The organism is Reyranella sp., from assembly GCF_050185545.1.
Taxonomy (GTDB): Bacteria; Pseudomonadota; Alphaproteobacteria; order Reyranellales; family Reyranellaceae; genus Reyranella.
In genome coordinates this window covers 45,190-65,146 of the sequence record NZ_JBFWZI010000014.1, presented here as the reverse complement: position 1 = coordinate 65,146, position 19,957 = coordinate 45,190, and the positions used below count along the sequence as shown (strand labels likewise).

Below are 19,957 nucleotides of genomic sequence, written 5' to 3'. Positions count from 1 at the left end.
AGGGGGAGGGCATCGACATGGTCAGGACGTCAGGCAGGCCGCATTGATCAATCCGAAGCACGTAGCGAAACCGCCGGCGGCGATGCCGGCTGCCGCCTTGTCCTCCTCGATCGCCTGCTTCAGTCCTGGCAGCATGACCCGCAGGCCGACATGGACGAGGACCTGCACCAGCAACGCCACCAGCGCCCACACGACGACATCGGTCAGGCTCACCGAATGGGCGATCGTGTTGGCAAGCGGCAGGCAGAATCCCAGCAGCGCCCCCACCAACGCCGTCGCGGCGGCGGAGTTGCCGGCGCGGATCAGCCGGAATTCCGGCCACGGCGTGATCAGGACGTAGACCCACAGGAACAGCGCCGCCAGCGCGAAGCCGACGACGACATAGCGCGCGAAGTTGGGGAAGGACTGGACCAGCCAGGCGAGCTCGGGCATGGGGCGACTTTCGTCGGCTCAGCCGTGCATGGTCAAGCCGCCCGATACGCTGATGGTCTGGCCGGTGATGAAGGAGGCGTCGTCGCTGGCCAGGAAGCAGACCACCCCGGGGATGTCCTCGGGCTGGCCGACCCGCTTCATCGGGATGGCACCGACCAGGGCCGCCTGAAACCGTTCGGCGCGCTCGCCGACGCCGGCGGCCGATGCCAGCAGGGGCGTATTGGTCGGGCCGGGGCAGACCGCGTTGAGGGTGATGCCGCGCCGCGCCACCTCGCGCGCCACCGTCTTGGTGAAGGCGATGATGCCGCCCTTGCAGGCCGAGTAGACCGCTTCCTGCGAGGAGCCGACGCGACCGGCGTCGGAGGCGATGTTGACGACCCTGCCGTGGCCGCGCGCCACCATGCCCTTCAGCACGAAATGACTCATGTTGAGCGGGCCGCGCAGGTTGATGTCTATGAGCTTGTCCCAGAGGTCCGGCGTAGTGTCTATGAAGTTGATGAAGGTGTCCCAGCCGGCGTTGTTGACCAGGATGTCGGTCGGGCCGATCTCGCTCTCGAAGGCGGCGATCGCCTTGCCGACGCCGGCGTAGTCGGCGATGTCGACGTCCGAGACGAACGCCCGGGCGCCGGCCTTCCGCACCTCCTCGGCGATTCGGTTGCCGCCCTCGAGGTTCTTGTCGAACACGCCGACATTGGCGCCGTAGCCGGCGAAGCGCCGGCAGATGGCGCCGCCGATGGCGCCGCCGCCGCCGGTGACGATGACGTTCTTGCCTTGCAGTCCACGCATCGCGCGCTCCGTCAGATGGGCGAGTAGGGGTCGAACCTGGGCTTGCGCTTCTCGAGATGCGAGGCGAGCCCTTCCTTCACCTCGGGGCCCAGGAAGCCCAGCATCTCGAGCGCCGTCGAGGCGTCGAAGGACGGTCCCATCATGCGCAGCCAGTTGTTGAGCGCGTACTTGGTGAAGCGGATCGAGGTCTGGGCACCTTCGGCGAGCTTGGTGGCGACCTCGAGCCCCTTGGCCTCGAGCTCGGAGTCCTCGACGCACAGCGAGACCAGGCCGATGCGCTCGGCCTCCTCGCCGTCGACCGCCTCGCACAGCAGCAGGTAATATTTGGCCTTGGCCATGCCGCAGAGCAGCGGCCACACGATCACCGCGTGGTCGCCCGCGGCGACACCGAGCCTCGTATGGCCATCGATGATCTTCGCCTTCTTCGAGGCAATCGACACGTCGGCCAGGATGCCGGCGACCAGGCCGGCGCCGACCGCGGGGCCACGCATGGTGCTGACGATCGGCTTGGAGCAGTTGATCACGTTGTAGACGATGTCGCGCGCTTCCTTCCAGGTCCGCAGCAGCGCGTTGTAGTCCTTCATGTTCTTTTCGATGATGTCGAAATCGCCGCCGGCCGAGAACACCTTGCCGCCGGCGCCCTGGATGATCACGCAATTGACCGTGTCGTCGCCGTCGATGTCGCGCCACACGTCGACCAGCTCGCGATGCATGATCGCGTCCGTGGCGTTGTATTTCTCGGGACGGTTCATGGTCACCCGCAGCACCTTGGGATGCGGGCGATCGAAGACCAGGCGCTGGTAGCGGTTTTGCCAATCTGACTTTGGTGGGGCGGACATCAGTTCCTCCATTGCCGCAGGAACCGATCTCTTCGTCTTCCGGACCGCGAGCGTCTCGCTCGCTCAAGCTTATGAGCGAGCGAGACGCTCGCGGTCCGGAAGAGGATGAGTTTCAGCTCCTCCGTTGCCGGAGGACCCTAGCCCGCTTCGCTGGCTGGGCTCAACGTCGCGTGTTGCCGGCGCTCCACTGGCCGGCATTGGCGAAACGCACCGCCTCTTCCGCCGCGCGAACCAGGGCGCGCGCCTTCTGCACGCTCTCCTGATACTCGGCCTCGAGGTCGGAGTCGGCGACGACGCCGACGCCCGCCTGCACGTACATCGTGTTGTCCTTCACCAGGCCGGTGCGCAGCAGGATGCAGGTGTCCATCGAGCCGTTGGCGGCGAAATAGCCGGCGCAGCCGGCATAGATGCCGCGGCGCACCGGCTCGACCTCGTCGATGATCTCCATGGCCCGGACCTTGGGGGCGCCCGACAGGGTCCCGGCCGGGAAGCCCGCCTTCAGGGCGTCGATCGCCTCCAGCCCGTCCTCCAGCTGGCCTTCGACGTGGCTGCTGATGTGCTGAACGTGGCTGTACTTCTCGATCGTGAACTGCTCGACCACGCGCACCGAGCCGATCCTGGCGACGCGGCCGACGTCGTTGCGCGCGAGGTCGAGCAGCATCAGGTGCTCGGCGCGCTCCTTGGGGTCGGCCAGCAGCTCCTCGGCCAGACGCTTGTCCTCGTCCGACGTGGCGCCGCGCGGCCGGGTGCCGGCGAGGGGGCGGATAGTGACGATGTTGTCGCGCAGGCGGACCAGGATCTCGGGACTCGAGCCCACGATGGAGAAGTCGCCGTAATCGAAGAAGATCAGGAACGGCGACGGATTGATGCGGCGCAGGGAGCGGTAGAGCGACAGCGGCGGCAGCTTGAAGGGAAGCGAGAAGCGCTGCGATGGCACGATCTGGAAGGCATCGCCCGCCCGGATGTACTCCTTGCAGGTCTCGACCATGCGCTTGAAATCGTCCTTCGACATGTTGGCCTGCGGCTCGGGCAGGCCGTCGAGGGCATCGGCGCTCTCGCGGCGGAACGGCAGCGATCGCTCGAAGTCGGACACCGCATCGGCCAGCCGCTCCTGCGCCGATTCGTAGGCCGCGCGCGCGCCGATCCCGTCCTGCGGCCATACCGGCGTGACCAGGGTCACGTTGTCCTCGAGGCGGTCGAAGATGCAGATCAGGGTCGGCCGCACCATGATCGCGTCGGGCAGGCCGATCGGATCGGGATTGGTGTCGGGCAGCCGTTCCATGTCGCGGACCATGTCGTAGCCCAGGAAGCCGAACAGGCCGGACGCCATCGGCGGCAGGCCGGGTGGCAGGTCCATCTGGCATTCGCGGATCAGCAGTCGCAAGGTCTCGAGCGGCCGCCCCTCGAGCGGCACGAAGGCGCGCGCGTCGCTGCGCGCCCGCCGGTTGATCTCGGCTTGTCCCTTGATGCAGCGCCAGATCACGTCCGGCTTGAAGCCGATGATGGAATAGCGGCCGCGGACCGAGCCGCCTTCGACCGATTCCAGCAGGAAGGAGTTGGCCCGCCCGTCGGCGAGCTTGAGATAGGCCGAGACCGGGGTCTCGAGATCGGCGACCAGCTTGGTCGAGACGAGCTGCGGCTTGCCGTCGCCATAGCACCGCTCGAAGGCGTCGAAGTCGGGCGAGATCGACATGGGCGCGCGCTTACTGCTGCTGCGGCCTGAACGCAGCCATGAAGGCAGGCTCGTCGACGGTGACGCCGAACTTGGCGCGCAGTGCACTGACCAGCTGCAGGATCAGGTCGTTGGCGACCATCGTGTCGAGTTGCTTGCCGAAGCGGTCGACCGCTTCCTTGTCCTTGGCGAGGTCGACCGGCTCGGTCTTGTCCAGGCGCACGATCACGCTGCCTTCGCCGGTGCGCACCGACTGGGTCTTGCCCGGCTCGAGCTTGAACAGCGCCTGAACGGCCGTCTGGTTGAGGTAGTTGCCCTGGTCGGCCTCGAAGCGCGTCACTGCGTTGGTGGTTCTGACTTCGAGCCCGAGGTCCTTGGCGATGGTCGCGAGGTCGGTGCCTGAATTGGCCTTCTCGACCGCCTCCTTGACCTTGGCCTCGGCGAGCTTGCGCCGCTCTTCTGCCTGCCAGGCATCCGTCACCTTGCCCTCGACCTCGGCGAGCGCCGGCACACGCGCCGGCGTGATGCGGTCCGTGCGCACGACGAAATATTCGCCCTTTTGCGTTTCCAGGAGCTCGCTTTCGGCGCTCTCGCGGGTCGAGAAAGCGGCCTGCACCAGCTCGGCCGCTGCCGCACCGATCACCACCTGCTTGCCCGACGCATCCTGGCCGCGCGAATCGACATTTTCGTAGGTCTTGACCTTGAGGCCGAGATCCTCGGCTGCAGCCTTCAGCGACTGCGTCTTGGACAGCAGGCGCTCGAAGTCGGTCACCAGCTTAATCAGGACATCGGGCGCCTGCTGCGCCTTGAGCTCGGCCTCGAGCTTGTCCTTGACCTCGTCGAACGACTGCGACGTGCCGGGCTCGATCTTGTTGACGCGCACCACGTGCCAGCCGAGCGGCGACTGGATGGGGGCCGGCGCCACGCCCTCGGGGATGCCGAAGACGCCGTCGGCCAGAGGGCCGGGCGGCAGGTCCTTCTTGGTGACCGTCCCCAGCTTGATCACGCCGTCGGTGGTGTCCAGGACCTCCTTGGCGGCGTCCTCCAGTGACTTGCCGCCCTTGACGCCGGCGATGACGGCCTTCGCCTTGTCCTCGCTGTCGGTCATGGCCTGGTCGACATCGCGCTTTTCGGGCGTGCCGAACTGGGCCGCGCGCGCGGCATACTCCTGCTTGAGCTGATCGGGCGTGATCGTGATCTGGGGCAGGATGTCGTCGACCGTGAGCAACACGTAGGAAAAGGCGCGAAACTCCGGGATCTGGAACCGGGTCTTGTTGGCCTCGAAATAGGTGTTGAGCTGGTCGGCCGTCGGCTTGGGCACGTCGGTAACGATCGCGTCGGGCACGTAGACTGTCTGGGCGACGCGCTTCTCGCCCTCCATCCTGAAGACGTCGTCGCGCAACGATTTCGGCGCGAGCCCCTCCGGCCGCACCACGCCGAACAGCTGGCTCGCCGCGATCTCGCGGCGTACGTCGATGACGTACTGAGCCTCGCTGATGCGCGCCTGCTGAAGGCGATTGCGGTAGAGCAGGGGATCGAACGCGCCGCCAGTTCCGGCGAATGCCGGATTGCGCGCGATTGCGGCGCGCACTTCGGCGTCGCTCACCACCAGGCCGAACTGCTGGATGGCGTAATCGAGCACCGTCCGCTGAATGACTTCTTCCAGGGCGCGGACGTGCAGGCCATAGCGCAAGGCCTGCTCGGGCTCCGGGCGCTGACCGGTCTGGCGCTGGATGGCTTCGAGCTGGCGATTGAACTGTTCGCGAACCTCGTTGATCGTCACTGGCGCGCCGCCGACCCAGCCGTACAACGGGATGTGCGTGCCGCCGACATGGGCTACTTCGACGCTGCGGCCGCCCATGCGCAACATGTCGCCGACACCCCACAGCCCGAAGCTGATGATCAGCATGCCGAAGAGAATGGTGAGGACGACGTACTTGGCGTACTTGCGGAAATTGTTCACGGTTTGCCGGGGCGGTTCGTTTGGGGCGCATGCCTAGCACCCGACCTGCGGACAGGCAACCAACGGCCCTTTGACCACTGCACCAGCGGCCGCTAGAGACGCCTCGTCTTTTCCTCCCCAGCCTTGCTGGGGAGGTGTCGCGTCTTACGCGGCGGAGGGGTCATGAGTCACGTGAGGAGGCTTGTGACCCCTCCGTCCGCGATGACGCGGACACCCAGCGAAGCTGGGGGAGGAGAATTGAAAAGGGAGAAACCATGGCGCGTTCGAGGCAACCCCTGATCGCCGGCAACTGGAAGATGAACGGTCTCAAGGCCGATGCCCTGGCGCTGGCAAAGGGCGTCGCGGATGGTGTGCGCCAGGCGGGCTGGCAGGATCGCGCCGTTCTGATCTGCCCGCCGGCCACCCTCCTGGCGGCCGTCGCCGACGCCGTGAAATCGAGCGGTGTCCTGGTCGGCGGCCAGAACTGCCATGCCAAGGCGAGCGGCGCCCACACCGGCGACGTCTCGGCCGAGATGCTGCGCGATTGCGGCGCCAGCCATGTGATCGTCGGTCATTCGGAGCGGCGGGCCGACTGCGGCGAGACGGACGGCATCGTCCGCGCCAAGGCCGAGGCGGCGTGGCGCGCCGGTCTGGTGCCGATCGTCTGCATCGGCGAGACGCTGGCCGAGCGCGAGGCGGGCAGGACGCTGGCCGTGCTCGAAGCCCAGCTGCGCGGCAGCGTGCCCTTGGGGGCGACCGCGGCCACTCTGGTCGTGGCCTATGAACCGGTATGGGCCATCGGCACGGGCAAGACTCCGACCACCCCGGAAGTTGCCGCAGCGCACGCGCATATTCGCCAGGTGCTGAGCAACCTCACGGCCGACGCCGGGTCGGTACGCCTCCTCTATGGCGGTTCGGTGAATGGCAGGAATGCCGCCGAGTTGCTGGCGGCAGGAGACGTCGATGGCGGCCTGGTCGGCGGCGCGAGCCTCAAGATCGATGAATTTTTGGCTATCGCCAAGGCCGCATAAAGCGGCTAGAAGCGCCGGCTTGCAGGCATCACCCTGCGATTCTGGACGGAAATGGACGCGGTAAGAGGCTTTCTGCACGATTGGCGGCTGGTGCTGCTGATCATCCATGTCGGCGTGACCGCCGCGATGATCGTCGTCATCCTGCTTCAGCGCAGCGAGGGCGGCGGTCTCGGCATGGGCCGCACGGATGCCCTGTTCTCGGTGCGTGGACAGGCCAATGTGCTGTCGCGCATGACGGCGATCTTCGCCGGCATCTTCTTCTTCCTGAGCCTGGTCATGGCCTGGAGCATGTCGGACCCCGGCAAGAACGCCCGCTCGATCATGGATCGCGTCCCGACGGCGCCTGCCGCACCCGCGCCGCCGCCGCAGCCGGCGGCGCCGACCCGCTAGAGCGATATCCGATTGAGGCGCGCCGGCGCGCCCCAATCGGGAAATGCGCGCCCTGGAGATGCTTGTTGCAGCAGGCACATTCCGGTCGGCTGTTCCAGCCGGGCGGAATGTGCTTTAGGAACATCACCCTTGTCGAGCCGTTCTCTCCGCCGAAGCTTCTCCGGCGGAGCGATATTCCCATGGCTGCGATCCATACGGTTTGGTAGGTTGTAGGCCCATGACGCGCTTTATTTTCATAACGGGCGGCGTGGTTTCCTCGCTTGGCAAGGGTCTTTCGTCAGCGGCGCTGGGCGCCCTGCTGCAGAGCCGCGGCTATCGGGTCCGGCTGCGCAAGCTCGATCCGTACCTCAACGTCGACCCTGGCACGATGAGCCCGTACCAGCATGGCGAGGTCTTCGTGACCGACGACGGGGCCGAGACCGATCTCGACCTCGGCCACTACGAGCGCTTCACCGGCGTCGATGCCCGGCAAAGCGACAACATCACGACCGGCCGCATCTATTCGACCGTGATCCAGCGCGAGCGTCGCGGAGACTATCTCGGTGCCACGGTGCAGGTGATCCCGCACGTCACCGATGCGATCAAGGAGTTCGTGCTGACCGACACGGCCGATGAGGATTTCGTCCTGGTCGAGATCGGCGGCACGGTGGGCGACATCGAAAGCCTGCCCTTCCTCGAAGCCATTCGCCAGATCGGCAACGAGCTCGGCCGCGAGCTCGTCATGTACGTGCACCTGACGCTGCTGCCGTGGGTGCCGACGGCGGGCGAGCTGAAGACCAAGCCAACCCAGCATTCGGTCAAGGAGCTGCTGAGCGTCGGCATCCAGCCCGACCTGCTGGTGTGCCGCAGCGGCGACAAGGAGATCCCGGCCAACGAGCGGCGCAAAATCGCCCTGTTCTGCAACGTGCGGACCGAGCGCGTGATCGAGGCACGCGACGTCGACACCATCTACCAGGTGCCAATTGCCTATCACGAGCAGGGGTTCGATCGCGAAGTCTGCCGATATTTCCGTCTCGAGGCCGACACCGAACCGAACCTCGACCGATGGCGCGGCATCGTCCGCTCGTGCCGAGAGCCCGAGGGCAAAGTGACGATCGCCGTGGTCGGCAAGTACACGGTCCTTCTCGACGCCTACAAGTCGCTGTCCGAGGCGCTGACCCACGGCGGCTTCGGCAGCAGCGTCAAGGTCGCGATGGAGTGGATCGATTCGGAGATCTTCGAGCGCGACGACGCGGTCAGCCATCTCGAGCACGTGAACGGCATCCTGGTGCCGGGCGGGTTCGGTGAACGCGGCACTGAGGGCAAGATCCACGCCGTTCAGTTCGCCCGCGAGCGCAACGTGCCGTTCCTCGGCATCTGCTTCGGCATGCAAATGGCGGTGATCGAGGCGGCGCGCAACCTGCTCGGCCTGGAAGGGGCGTCGTCGACCGAGTTCGGCCCCTGTGAGCATGCGGTGGTCGGACTGATGACCGAATGGATGAAGGGCAACGAACTCGAGAAGCGGGCGGCCAACGGCGACCTCGGCGGGACGATGCGGCTCGGCGCCTATCCGGCCCATCTGCGCCCCGGCACAAAGGTGCACGAGATCTACGACCAGGACGTGATCAGCGAACGCCATCGCCATCGCTACGAGGTCAATGTCAACTACAAGGACCGGCTGGAGCAGGTCGGCCTGCGCTTCTCGGGCATGTCACCCGACGGAATTCTGCCAGAGATCGTCGAGATACCCGATCATCCCTGGTTCATCGGGGTGCAGTATCACCCCGAGCTGAAATCCCGCCCGTTCGCCCCGCATCCGCTGTTCAGCTCGTTCGTCGGCGCTGCCAAGAAGCAGAGCCGCCTGGTGTAGGCTTGGGGCCGCATGGGCGGTGAATTACAATGGAACCTCACCCTGAGGAGCGGCCCGGAGGGCCGCGTCTCGATTCGGGCGACGCAACCTTCGCCCTTTGGTCGGCAACAGTGAGGGCGATGCGACACGGCTTTTCCAACGATCTCCTGTGCGGCCCATCCTTCGAGACGCCGCGCTATGCGCGGCCCCTCAGGACGAGGTTTCTACTTTGACGCCCTATGGAGCGCGCCGGCAGACCGGGTGCCGCCTGGGGGTCGTATTTCGGTCAAGTTTGTGGGCTGGAGTCGGGACTATGCATCGCCTGCTCGCTGTCGTCCTTCTCGCCGCCCTGACCGCCGCGCCGGGCGTCTGGGCCCAGCCTGCCGCGCAGTCGCCGCATGGCCGGGCAGAGCGGCGCGATCCGGTGTTCCTGCGCTTTCCCGAGATGGCGGAGCGCTACTGGGTCAACACCGAGACCAAAGCGGCGAATCACAAGGTGGTTGCCATCCCGATGCCGCGCCAGTGCGCGTTCGTCTATGCCGATGCCTACTCGAGAGGCCAGATGAGCGAGAGCGAGGTGCAGCAGGTCGCCCTCTCGAACTGCAACCGCAAGCTCGCCGAGCTGGGGCCGCTCGGCGAGAACTACGGTGTCGATTGTGGCTGCCAGGTCGTGATCAGCAACGAGACCTACGTCGTGCCGCGCAACGTGATGCCCGATGCCTCCTACGGTCCGGTCTCGATCTTCTATCGCGATGATCGCGGCAATGTTGCCCGGCTGAATGGCCTCGCGCGCTATGGCGCCCTGATCGGCCGCGACCGGTCGGTCACCTTCAAGGTCAACAACCCGCGCGGCGAGTCGGTCTGCGAGGGCACGTTCACCAACGAAGCACCGGGGAGCGGCCGCTTCTCGCTATCGTGCTTCGCCGGCAAGTTCTCGGGCAACGGCGGCTACCAGAGCAGGATGGGGGCCCCCAACGACCACATCGTGGGCCGCGGCCAGACCGGGCGCGGCCTGCCGATCGTGATGGTGATCGGCCTGCCGGCCCAGCTTGCGCTCAACACCTACGGCGGCATCTGACCATGCGACGCAGCACCGTTTCCGTGCTTGCCCTGGCGACGGTGCTGCCCGCTGTGGCGCTCGCCCAGAGCGCCAGCGAGGTCGAGCGCTGTTTCCAGAATCCGGCTGCCTGTCAGCGGGGAGGCGGCGGAACGCCCGCGCCGGCCCCGGCGGCACCCCCTGTCGTGGCGACCCGGCCGGCACAGCCGGCGGCTCCGGCGCCCGACTACGCGACGGTGCTGCAGAGCCCGGAGAGCGAGCGCAAGAAAATCCAGGAATCACTGCGGACGCTCGACAAGTACAATGGACCAATCGACGGCAATCTCCAGTCCGACGCCACGCGGAAGGCGATTGGCGACTGGCAGAAAGGTCGCGGGACCCCGCCGGTCGGCAAGCTGACTCCGCAGGAGGCGCAGCAGCTCAATGCCGAAGCGAGTCGGGCGCCGATCCGGCGCATCGAGCCGCCGACCCAGACCGCCACCCCAACGCCGCTTTCACCCGCGGCCCCATCGAACGCGGACGCACTGAAGTCGTTGCAGGCCAGGCTGGCCGAGCGGCGCAAGGCCGCCGAGCCCAAGGCCGAGGCGGCGAACCGCGCCCTGATGCGCGATCTCAAGGCCTACGTCGATGCCGACGGGAAAGGTATTGCCGGCGAGCAGTTCACGGCCTTCGCCAAGTGGTATGCCGACAACAAGGCGGCGGGCCGGACGATCGCCGACATCGCGCCGGCGGTCGACGACTACGGCGAGGCCAAGGCGGGTGCGGCCGTCGCGAGCGAGGTCAATTTCCAGACCAAGCAGGGCGACACGACCTTCGCACAGTGCCTCGTATTCGCCTGGGTGGAAGGCAACCCGCGCAAGAACCCGCAGGTCTTCTCCTGCGACGACGTCGCCGCCGTCGAGAAGTGGAAGACCGATCAGTCGCTGCGGAGCGCGTGGCGTTGAGTCATCCTCTTCCGGACCGCGGGCGTCCCGCCCGCTCATGAATCATGGGCGGGCGGGACGCCCGCGGTCCGGAAGAAAACTAAGCCAGCCGCTCCAAGTAACTCTCGAACACGCCGACATGGACGAAGGCGGGGTCGGCGGAGTTGGGCCACAGCTCCTCGGCGTTGAAGCGCACGTCGTAGGTCGGCTCGTCGGCGGCCGCGACGCCATGGGCGTGGGCGTCGGGGAAGGGGTAGGCGGGGGAGACGCCGACGACCACGCCGCTCTTGCCGCGAATGTATCCGGGCATGCGTACATGGCCCGGCACATAGTCGGAGCGCACGCGGACGCGGTTGCCGGGCTCGAGGCGTTGGCGACCAGCGACATTGCTGCGGCCGGAAGCGCTCGGCGAGGACAACGGGAACTGGCCCTGGGCGCGGCGCTCCAGCTCCTCGCGGGTCACGATTCCCTTCTCGACACACAGCGTCGCCAGGCTGGTCAAGGAGCGCTCGTAATAGCTCGCCGACAGGTAGTGCCGAGGCTCCATGCGTTCGATCGCATGGCGGTACTCGTCCATGTTGAAGATGCCGAGCTTCACGGCGAGCGAATAGAGCGCGTTGACCCGCTTCTCCCACGGTTCGTGAAAGGTCTGGGCCTTGAGCGAGTATCGGACCCGGCCGAAGCCCTGCTTGCCGCCGAGATCGTGCATGCCGTCCATTGAGTCTCTCCGGTTCTACAGGCGGGCGACGCCGATCATCGAATCCTTGGTGACCAGCCCGGCGAGCTTCTCCTCGGTCCAGCCTTCGGTCCCGGCCGGCCGGACGGGCAGCACCATGTAGCGTGTGTCCGCCGTCGTATCCCACACCCGAATTTCCATTTCAGGCGGCAGGTCGAGGCCCATCTCCTTCAGCACGGTGCGCGACTGGCGCACAACGCGTGCACGATACTCGAGATCCTTGTACCAGTCCGGCGGCAGGCCGATGATCGTGAAAGCAGTGCACGAGCACAGCGTACAGCAGATGACATTGTGCACCGTCGGCGTGTTCTCGAGCACCACCAGGTGACGATGGTGGGCCGGCATGGAGAGGCCGAGTTCGGCCACGGCATCGCGGCCGTTGCTCATCAGGCGCTGCTTGAAGGCGGGGTCGGTCCACGCCTTGGCGACGACGCGGGCGCCGTTCTCCGGCACCCATTGTTCCTCGGCCAGGTGCTTGAACTCCTCGACGAACTCACCGGCCTTCAGGCCGCGCTCCTCGAGCGCATCCTGGATGGCATCGACGCGGCGCTCGACGGAGGCGATCGTCTGCTGGACATGGGTTTGATCGGGCATGAGCCTCGCTCCCGCGATGGTCAGAGGGGTCTGGATGTTGGTTGGACTATAGAAAACTGCCACAGCGCCGTCACTTGCTCCCCATCCCCCGGCTCGCTAGACAAGCCGCGCCCCCAACAGGAGCCGTTTCCATGAGTGCCATTGCCGAAGTCCGCGCCCGTGAAATTCTCGACAGCCGGGGCAATCCGACGGTCGAGGTCGAGGTCGAGCTGGACAGTGGCGCCATGGGCCGGGCGGCCGTCCCGTCCGGCGCCTCGACCGGTGCGCACGAGGCGGTCGAACTGCGCGATGGCGACAAGACGCGTTATGGCGGCAAGGGCGTGCTCAAGGCGGTCCAGGCGGTGAACGGCGAGATCATGGATCTGCTGGCCGGTCTCGATGCCCTGGAGCAGATCAAGATCGACCGCGCCCTGATCGAGCTCGACGGTACGGCGAACAAGGGCCGGCTCGGCGCCAACGCCATCCTCGGCGCCTCGCTCGCGGTGGCCAAGGCGGCGGCGATGGAATGCGGGTTGCCGCTCTACCGCTACGTCGGCGGCAGCCAGGCCTCGGTCCTGCCGGTGCCGCTGATGAACATCATCAACGGCGGCGTCCATGCCGACAACCCGATCGACATCCAGGAATTCATGATCATGCCCGTGAAGGCGGATCGCTTCGCCGACGCCTTGCGCATGGGCTCGGAGGTCTTTCACGCCTTGCGCAGCCAGCTCCGCGAGGCTGGTCACAACACCAATGTCGGCGACGAGGGCGGCTTTGCCCCCAATCTCGCATCGGCCGACGAGGCCTTGTCTTTCATCATGAAGGCGATCGAGCGTGCCGGATACAAGCCGGGCGAGGATATCGTGCTGGCGCTCGATCCGGCCTCGACCGAGTTCTTCAGCGGCGGCAAGTACAAGCTGGTCGGCGAGAAGAAGGTGCTCGATGCCGGTGCCATGGTCGACTATTACGCCCAGCTGGTGCGGCACTATCCGATCGTGTCGATCGAGGACGGCATGGCCGAGGACGACATGGCCGGCTGGAAGATCATCACCGACCGCCTGGGCAAGAAGATTCAGCTGGTTGGCGACGACCTGTTCGTCACAAATCCGGAGCGGCTCGGCAAGGGCATCAAGGACGGGCTGGCCAACGCCATCCTGATCAAGGTCAACCAGATCGGAACGCTCACAGAGACCATGGAAGCGGTCTCGATGGCGCGCCATGCCGCCTACGGCGCCGTGATGTCGCATCGCTCGGGCGAGACCGAGGATTCGACGATCGCCGATCTCGCCGTCGCGACCAATTGCGGGCAGATCAAGACCGGCTCGCTGTCGCGATCCGATCGCCTCGCCAAGTACAACCAGCTGCTGCGCATCGAGGAGCAGCTCGGCACCCAGGCGCGCTACGCCGGCCGCTCGATCCTGCGCGGCGTGTAAGGGCTCATGTTCTTCCGGACCGCGGGCGTCTCGCCCGCTCAAGATCAGGATCATGAGCGGGCGAGACGCCCGCGGTCCGGAAGAGTATGAGATTCAGGGCTGAAAGGACGTCACGTCAAAGTGCGTGGCAAAGTCATCGAAGGCGGCGAGCACGGCGCGTGCTTCGGGCTCGACGATTGCGACGCTGATGTCCTGGCCGGCAAAGGCCTCGATGGCCTTTCGCGAGTCCCAGAGTGTCAGGACCCGGAGCTCGATCTTATTGTCGGCCTGGGCGCGCAGCAGATGGGCGCCGCGGAATCCCCCGAGGCGCCTCAGCGCCGGCACGACGGTCTCACCCAGGTGCCTGGCATAGGCGTCGGCATTGGCCGCGCCGATCGCCGCCCCGCGCCACATGCGACCAATCATGAAACACCTCGATGTTCCGTTTCTCCCGACAACGCCCGGGCGATGACGAGCCGCTGGATGTCGGACGTCCCCTCGTAGATCGAGCACACACGCACGTCGCGGTAAATGCGCTCGACCGGGAAGTCGTTGAGGTAGCCGTAGCCACCGTGGATCTGGATGGAGTCGGAACAGACCCGTTCCGCCATTTCCGAAGCGTGGAGCTTGGCCATCGAGGCTTCCTTGAGACAGGCCGTGCCGGCGTCGCGCAGGCGGGCGGCATGGAGCACCATCAGCTCGGCGGCCTGCAGCGACGTCGCCATGTCGGCCAGGCGGAAGGCGACAGCCTGGTGCTCGATGATCGGCTTGCCGAAGGTCCGCCGCTCCTTGGCATAGACCAGGGCCGCTTCGTAGGCGGCGCGGGCCATGCCGACCGACTGGGCCGCGACACCGATACGGCCGCACTCGAGGTTGGCGAGCGCGATCCGCAGGCCGTCGCCTTCCTCGCCGAGCATCTGATCCGGCGCGACCTCGCAATCCTCGAAGACGATCTGGCAGTGATCCGACGAGCGCTGGCCCATCGTGTGCTCGACCCGGGCCACCCGGTAACCCGGCACGCGCGTGGGCACGACGAAGGCCGAGATGCCGCTCTTGCCGGCAACGGGGTCGGTTACGGCGAATACTACGGCGAGATCGGCACTGGCCCCGGACGTGATGAACTGCTTGGTGCCCGATAGGACAAACCTGTTGCCGCGCCGATGGGCGCGCGTGGTGATGGCGGCGGCATCCGATCCCGCGCCCGGTTCGGTGAGGCAGAAGGCGCCGAGCTGCTCGCCGCGGGCGAGGGGACGCAGGTAGCGTTCCTTTTGCTCGGGTGTCCCATGCCGCAGGATGGTCTGGCAGACCAGCGAGTTGTGGACCTGGAAGGCAGTCGACGTGGCCCCGTCGGCAGCGGCAATCTCGATCACGGCGAGGGCATAGGAAACCTGGTCAACGCCCGCGCCATCGTACGCCGCAGGCACGGTCATGCCCAACAGGCCGAGCCCGGCCATCTGCTGGAAAGCCTCCCTTGGAAAGCGCGGGACACGGTCGCGATCGCCTGCCGTGGGAGCGAGCTCGCGCTGGGCGAACTGGCGCACCATGTCGCGCACCTGGCACTGGGATTCGCTCAACATGCCAACAGGCTAGGCGCCGGATGGTCGGGGGTATTGGCCAAAATTGCCGGTGCAGGTACGCTTTGGCGTGGCACGCATCGATCCCAGGAACGTCACCCGGTACTGGTGGGACCGGCACTTGCCGGGCCTCAGCCTGCTGCGCGCCGACTTCACCACCCACGAGTACCCGCCGCACACCCACCAGGCACTCGTCGTCGCGGTGACGGAGCAGGGCGGCTCGGTCATCAAGAGTCGGGGCCAGGTCGAGGACGCCGAGACCTCGCGCGTGTTCGTGTTCAATCCCGCCGAGCCGCATGCCGGATGGATGGGCCGTAGCGAGCGCTGGCAGTATCGCTCGCTCTACCTCACTCAACCCGCGCTCGACCGACTGGCCGAGAACCTCGATATCGAGTGCGTGCCGTATTTCACCAACAACGCCTTCGAAGATGCCGACCTGGTGAGCGGGTTTCTCGCCATGCATCGCGCGATCGAACAGGGGCGCGACGTCTTTCAGGAACGCGAGCTGCTCGTCGACACCTTCGGCTTGTTGTTTCGGCGCCATGGCAGCGGCGGCGGCCGGATCGCGCCGGCGCCGCGGGATCGGGCGCTCCTGTCGCGAACGACCGAACGCATGCGCTCCGACTATGCGCAGGATCTCCGTCTCGATGAGCTTGCGCGGGAGGTCGGCCTCTCGACGTTTCAGTTGATCGGCCTGTTCAAGCGCACCGTCGGCCTGACGCCGCACGCCTACCTGACCCAGGTCCGCCTGAGCGCAGCCTGCCGACATTTGCGGCACGCCCGGCCCATTGCCGAGGTGGCCGCCGTTGTCGGCTTCTACGATCAGAGCGCTCTCACCAAGCACTTCAAGCGCTGCTACGGGATCACGCCGCGCCAGTTCGCACGCGCTGCCGCAGCCTGACAATTTTCGCCAATACCGGCTGCGGGACGTCGGCTATCCGACTGTCATGCATCTCTATTGCCACGACCATCCCGAATCCTTGACCGTTCAAACCACGGTCGCCGCCGCCTGGCCGGGCAAGGTCGCGCTCGTCGATACACCGTTCTATCCCGGAGGGGGTGGACAGCTCGCCGACAAAGGCGTGCTGCGCTGGCACGGCGGTGAGGTGAAGGTCATCGGCTTCGAGGTCAGTGCCGGCAAGCTGTGGCACGTCCTCGACACCCAGGCCGAGCTCGACGGCGACGTCGAAGCTGCCGTGGATCCCGCCTTTCGCCGGACCATGCGCCAGCTCCACACGGGCACACACATTCTGAACGCCTTCGTCTTCCAGAGCTTCGACGGGGCGCTGGTGACAGGGGTGCAGATGGCGGACGATGGCACCGCGCGCATGGACTTCGATGTACCGGGAGCCGACAACGATCGGCTGCGGGCGCTCGAAGGGCCGATCAACGACGTGATCAGGCAGGATATCGCCGTGAGCTTTGCCTATGTGCCGATGGGGGAGGCGCAGGTCGAGCACGGGCTGATTCGCAGTCGCTCCGTTGCGCCACCACCGACACCCGATGGCAAGATCAGGATCGTCGAGATCGCCGGTCTCGATCGCCAGGCTTGCGGTGGTACCCATCTTGCCTCGACCGGCGCCTCGCCGCCGATCCGCATCCTGAAGGTCGACAACAAGGGCAGGCACAACCGGCGGGTCCGTATCGCGCTGGCACGGTGATTCATTGCTGGGAGTGCGCCACTCCGATGGCGCTCATGGGATGTGTAGTCACCGAAGAACGCCATCGGAGTGACGCGCTCCCAGCAGAGACCGCCCAAATCCGCTTGACGAGCTGACACCAGATGTTGCCTTATGGCCTCAGGAAATCAACATATGTTGTTGCGGCCGCGGCAAATTCTGGCTCCGATCATCTTCGCCACGGTGTTCGGGTACTTCGGCTATCACCTCGTGAACGGTGACCGGGGACTGCTGGCCATGGCGCACCTGCAACGCGAGGTCTTGATCGCCGAGCAGAATCTCGCCGAAGCCGAGGCGACACGGAAGATCTGGGAACGCCGTGTGGCCGCCCTGCGCAACCAGAGCCTCGATCCGGACATGCTCGACGAGCGCGCGCGCGTGCTTTTGAACTATGCGCGCAAGGACGACATCATCGTCTTCATTCCGACGCGCTGACACGTAATTCCGACACGCTGATACGTGCTCCCGACGTTCGCCTTGCGGCCGATCGAAAGAAACTGTCCGGCACGCCCGTCCGCTCGCAAACATTCGCTCAATTGCTGCGCCGCACTGTCCAACATTCTGGTTTTTCGTGTTGGATCAACCACATCGCCTTGCGCGATGCTATAAGCCCGAGCGTCATCAACGTGGGGGAATCGAATGGCGAAGCCGGCCACCAAGCCCAAGGTCGACACTGTCTCCGCCGGTTCGAAATCGCCAGGCAAGGCGCCCGGAAGCGGCGACAACAGCGTGAGTGCGGAGCAGCTCAAGGGCTTCTATCACGACATGCTGCTGATCCGGCGATTCGAGGAACGCGCCGGCCAGCTGTACGGCATGGGGCTGATCGGTGGTTTCTGCCACCTCTACATCGGTCAGGAAGCGGTGGTTGTTGGCATGCAATCCGCCATCGACAGCGGGGATGCGATCATCACGTCCTATCGCGACCACGGCCATATGCTGGCGGCCCGCATGGACCCGAAGGGCGTAATGGCCGAGCTGACCGGCCGGGGATCGGGTTACTCCAAGGGCAAGGGCGGCTCGATGCACATGTTCAGCCGGGAGAAGAACTTTTACGGCGGTCACGGCATCGTCGGCGCCCAGGTTCCGATCGGCACCGGCCTCGCTTTCGCACACAAATACAACGGCGACAAGAACGTCTCTCTGACCTATTTCGGCGACGGCAGCGCCAACCAGGGGCAGGTCTACGAAGCCATGAACATGGCGGCGCTGTGGAAACTGCCGGTCATCTACATCATCGAGAACAATCGTTATGGCATGGGCACCTCGGTCGAGCGCGCCTCGGCGACCACCGAGCTCTTTCGACACGGCGAAACCTTCGGCATTCCGGGTGAGCGGGTCGACGGCATGGACGTGCTGGCCGTCCGAGCGGCGGGCGAGAAAGCGGTCGAGCACGCCCGCAGCGGCGCCGGCCCCTACATCCTGGAAATGCAAACCTACCGCTATCGCGGCCATTCGATGAGCGATCCGGCGAAGTACCGGACCAAGGAAGAGGTCGACAAGTACCGCAACGAGCGCGACCCGATCGACCACGTGCGCAAGATGCTGCTCGACGACAAGCTCGCCGACGAAGGCGAGTTGAAGACGATCGACGCCGAGATCCGCAAGATCGTGAACGACGCCGCAGAGTTTGCCCAACACAGTCCCGAGCCGGATCCGTCGGAGCTTTGGGCCGACGTCCTGGTCGAGGCCTGATCACCATGTCCATTCCGGTTCTGATGCCCGCGCTGTCACCGACGATGACGGAGGGCAAGCTTGCCAAGTGGCACGTAAAAGTCGGCGATGCCGTCAAGTCCGGGCAGGTGATCTGCGAGATCGAGACCGACAAGGCGACCATGGAGGTCGAGGCAGTCGACGAAGGCACGGTCGCTCAAATCCTCGTCGAGGAAGGCGCCGAAGGCGTGGCCGTCAACACGCCGATCTGCGTCCTCGCCGCCGAAGGCGAGAGCGTCGCTGACGCGGCCAAGGCCGCTCCCGCTGCCCCGCCCAAGGCGGCGGCGCCCAAGGCAGAAGCACCCAAGGAGGCACCGCCTCCGGTTGCGGCTGCGGCGCCGCCTGCTCCTCACGTGGCCGCGCCGGCACCCGAGCCGGAGTGGAAGGGCGGCACCACCCAGATGACAGTGCGCGAAGCCTTGCGCGACGCCATGGCGGAAGAGATGCGCCGGGACGAGAAGGTCTTCCTCATGGGCGAGGAGGTCGCGCAGTACCAGGGCGCCTACAAAGTGAGCCAGGGCCTGCTCGACGAGTTCGGCGCGCGGCGAGTCATCGACACGCCGATCACCGAGCACGGCTTTGCCGGTTTGGGTGTCGGCGCGGCGTTCGGCGGCCTGAAGCCGATCGTCGAGTTCATGACCTTCAACTTCGCCATGCAGGCGATGGATCAGATCATCAATTCGGCCGCCAAGACGCACTACATGTCAGGCGGCCAGATGACCTGCCCGATCGTGTTCCGCGGCCCCAATGGCGCAGCCGCGCGCGTCGCCGCCCAGCATTCCCAGTGCTACGCCAGCTGGTATGCCCACGTGCCGGGCCTGCGCGTGCTGGCGCCGTGGAATGCCGCCGATGCCAAGGGCCTGCTCAAGGCGGCCATCCGCGATCCCAATCCGGTGATCTTCCTGGAGAACGAGATCCTCTACGGCCATTCGTTCGATGTGCCGGAGGATCCCGAGTTCATCCTGCCGATCGGCAAGGCCAAGATCGAACGGGCAGGGAAGGACGTCACCATCACGGCCTTCTCGATCATGGTCGGCAAGGCGCTCGCCGCTGCCGAGGAACTGGCCAAGCAGGGCATCGACGCCGAGGTCATCAACCTGCGCAGCCTGCGCCCGTTCGACACCGAAACGATCGTGGCCTCGGTCAAGAAGACCAATCGCCTGGTCTCGGTCGAGGAGGGATGGCCGTTCGCCGGCATAGGTTCGGAGCTCGCCGCGCAGATGATGGAGCAGGCCTTCGACTGGCTCGATGCACCGGTGAAACGCGTCCACGGGCTCGACGTGCCGCTGCCCTACGCCGCCAACCTCGAGCGCATGGCCCTGCCGCAGCCTGAGAACATCGTCGAGGCCGCGCGCGCGGTCTGCAATCGCTGA

At 66.1% G+C, this 19,957-nt stretch carries 20 protein-coding genes; 11 read left to right on the top strand and 9 right to left on the bottom strand.

The features are described from left to right. Positions 1-21: 21 nt before the first annotated feature. The 5 genes from AB7O82_RS06155 to AB7O82_RS06135 all read right to left on the bottom strand — a co-directional run bounded on the left by AB7O82_RS06155 (position 22) and on the right by AB7O82_RS06135 (position 5,692). Positions 22-432, bottom strand: a complete 411-nt coding sequence (locus AB7O82_RS06155; RefSeq protein ID WP_428538842.1) for a DUF350 domain-containing protein — start codon at positions 430-432, stop codon at positions 22-24. An 18-nt stretch (positions 433-450) separates the two neighbouring features. Beyond that, positions 451-1,218: an SDR family oxidoreductase gene (locus AB7O82_RS06150; RefSeq protein ID WP_428538840.1), complete on the bottom strand. Its 768-nt coding sequence runs from the start codon at positions 1,216-1,218 to the stop codon at positions 451-453. An 11-nt stretch (positions 1,219-1,229) separates the two neighbouring features. Continuing rightward, positions 1,230-2,057 (bottom strand): enoyl-CoA hydratase/isomerase family protein, encoded by an 828-nt coding sequence (locus tag AB7O82_RS06145; RefSeq protein WP_428538838.1) that lies wholly within the window; start codon positions 2,055-2,057, stop codon positions 1,230-1,232. A 160-nt stretch (positions 2,058-2,217) separates the two neighbouring features. Then, positions 2,218-3,750 carry an anthranilate synthase component I gene (gene trpE / locus AB7O82_RS06140; RefSeq protein ID WP_428538836.1) on the bottom strand — a complete coding sequence of 511 codons (1,533 nt, stop codon included), beginning with the start codon at positions 3,748-3,750 and terminating at the stop codon, positions 2,218-2,220. 10 nt (positions 3,751-3,760) lie between these two features. Then, the gene (locus AB7O82_RS06135) at positions 3,761-5,692 is read right to left on the bottom strand and encodes a SurA N-terminal domain-containing protein (protein ID WP_428538834.1); all 1,932 of its coding nucleotides are present in this window, start codon (positions 5,690-5,692) and stop codon (positions 3,761-3,763) included. Positions 5,693-5,946: 254 nt separating this feature from the next. On the opposite strand from AB7O82_RS06135, the gene tpiA reads away from it, so the two are divergent. From tpiA to AB7O82_RS06110, 5 genes are all read left to right on the top strand, one after another. Then, positions 5,947-6,702: a triose-phosphate isomerase gene (gene tpiA / locus AB7O82_RS06130; protein ID WP_428538832.1), complete on the top strand. Its 756-nt coding sequence runs from the start codon at positions 5,947-5,949 to the stop codon at positions 6,700-6,702. Between the two features lie 51 nt (positions 6,703-6,753). Then, positions 6,754-7,092 (top strand): preprotein translocase subunit SecG, encoded by a 339-nt coding sequence (secG, locus tag AB7O82_RS06125; protein ID WP_428618924.1) that lies wholly within the window; start codon positions 6,754-6,756, stop codon positions 7,090-7,092. Positions 7,093-7,309: 217 nt separating this feature from the next. Then, a complete protein-coding gene (locus AB7O82_RS06120) occupies positions 7,310-8,941 on the top strand; it encodes a CTP synthase (RefSeq protein WP_428538828.1) in 1,632 nt (543 codons plus the stop codon). Between the two features lie 292 nt (positions 8,942-9,233). Next, positions 9,234-9,998 carry a hypothetical protein gene (locus tag AB7O82_RS06115; RefSeq protein ID WP_428538826.1) on the top strand — a complete coding sequence of 255 codons (765 nt, stop codon included), beginning with the start codon at positions 9,234-9,236 and terminating at the stop codon, positions 9,996-9,998. A gap of 2 nt (positions 9,999-10,000) precedes the next feature. Next, positions 10,001-10,921 (top strand): peptidoglycan-binding domain-containing protein, encoded by a 921-nt coding sequence (locus AB7O82_RS06110; RefSeq protein ID WP_428538824.1) that lies wholly within the window; start codon positions 10,001-10,003, stop codon positions 10,919-10,921. Between the two features lie 79 nt (positions 10,922-11,000). Here AB7O82_RS06110 and nthB read toward each other — a convergent pair whose 3' ends face one another. Together nthB and nthA are read right to left on the bottom strand one after the other, a co-directional pair. Beyond that, positions 11,001-11,618, bottom strand: a complete 618-nt coding sequence (gene nthB, locus AB7O82_RS06105) for a nitrile hydratase subunit beta (protein WP_428538822.1) — start codon at positions 11,616-11,618, stop codon at positions 11,001-11,003. A gap of 15 nt (positions 11,619-11,633) precedes the next feature. Continuing rightward, positions 11,634-12,230, bottom strand: coding sequence for a nitrile hydratase subunit alpha (gene nthA / locus AB7O82_RS06100; protein WP_428538820.1), 597 nt, complete (start codon positions 12,228-12,230; stop codon positions 11,634-11,636). 131 nt (positions 12,231-12,361) lie between these two features. Between nthA and eno the strand changes: the two genes are divergently transcribed. After that, the gene (eno, locus tag AB7O82_RS06095; protein WP_428538818.1) at positions 12,362-13,642 is read left to right on the top strand and encodes a phosphopyruvate hydratase; all 1,281 of its coding nucleotides are present in this window, start codon (positions 12,362-12,364) and stop codon (positions 13,640-13,642) included. Positions 13,643-13,735: 93 nt separating this feature from the next. Here eno and AB7O82_RS06090 read toward each other — a convergent pair whose 3' ends face one another. Both AB7O82_RS06090 and AB7O82_RS06085 read right to left on the bottom strand, forming a co-directional pair. After that, entirely contained in the window at positions 13,736-14,047 is a 312-nt protein-coding gene (locus AB7O82_RS06090; protein WP_428538816.1) for an antibiotic biosynthesis monooxygenase, read from the bottom strand. After that, on the bottom strand, positions 14,044-15,198 hold the full coding sequence (locus tag AB7O82_RS06085) for an acyl-CoA dehydrogenase family protein (RefSeq protein ID WP_428538814.1): 1,155 nt from the start codon (positions 15,196-15,198) through the stop codon (positions 14,044-14,046). Before AB7O82_RS06085 ends, AB7O82_RS06090 begins: the two co-directional genes overlap by 4 nt. Before the next feature lie 67 nt (positions 15,199-15,265). Between AB7O82_RS06085 and AB7O82_RS06080 the strand changes: the two genes are divergently transcribed. The 5 genes from AB7O82_RS06080 to AB7O82_RS06060 all read left to right on the top strand — a co-directional run bounded on the left by AB7O82_RS06080 (position 15,266) and on the right by AB7O82_RS06060 (position 19,957). Further along, entirely contained in the window at positions 15,266-16,096 is an 831-nt protein-coding gene (locus AB7O82_RS06080; RefSeq protein WP_428538812.1) for a helix-turn-helix domain-containing protein, read from the top strand. A gap of 79 nt (positions 16,097-16,175) precedes the next feature. Then, on the top strand, positions 16,176-16,856 hold the full coding sequence (locus AB7O82_RS06075) for an alanyl-tRNA editing protein (RefSeq protein WP_428618921.1): 681 nt from the start codon (positions 16,176-16,178) through the stop codon (positions 16,854-16,856). 132 nt (positions 16,857-16,988) lie between these two features. Beyond that, entirely contained in the window at positions 16,989-17,309 is a 321-nt protein-coding gene (locus tag AB7O82_RS06070; protein ID WP_428538808.1) for an FtsB family cell division protein, read from the top strand. A 204-nt stretch (positions 17,310-17,513) separates the two neighbouring features. Continuing rightward, a complete protein-coding gene (gene pdhA, locus AB7O82_RS06065; protein WP_428538806.1) occupies positions 17,514-18,566 on the top strand; it encodes a pyruvate dehydrogenase (acetyl-transferring) E1 component subunit alpha in 1,053 nt (350 codons plus the stop codon). A 5-nt stretch (positions 18,567-18,571) separates the two neighbouring features. After that, positions 18,572-19,957 carry a pyruvate dehydrogenase complex E1 component subunit beta gene (locus AB7O82_RS06060; protein ID WP_428618919.1) on the top strand — a complete coding sequence of 462 codons (1,386 nt, stop codon included), beginning with the start codon at positions 18,572-18,574 and terminating at the stop codon, positions 19,955-19,957.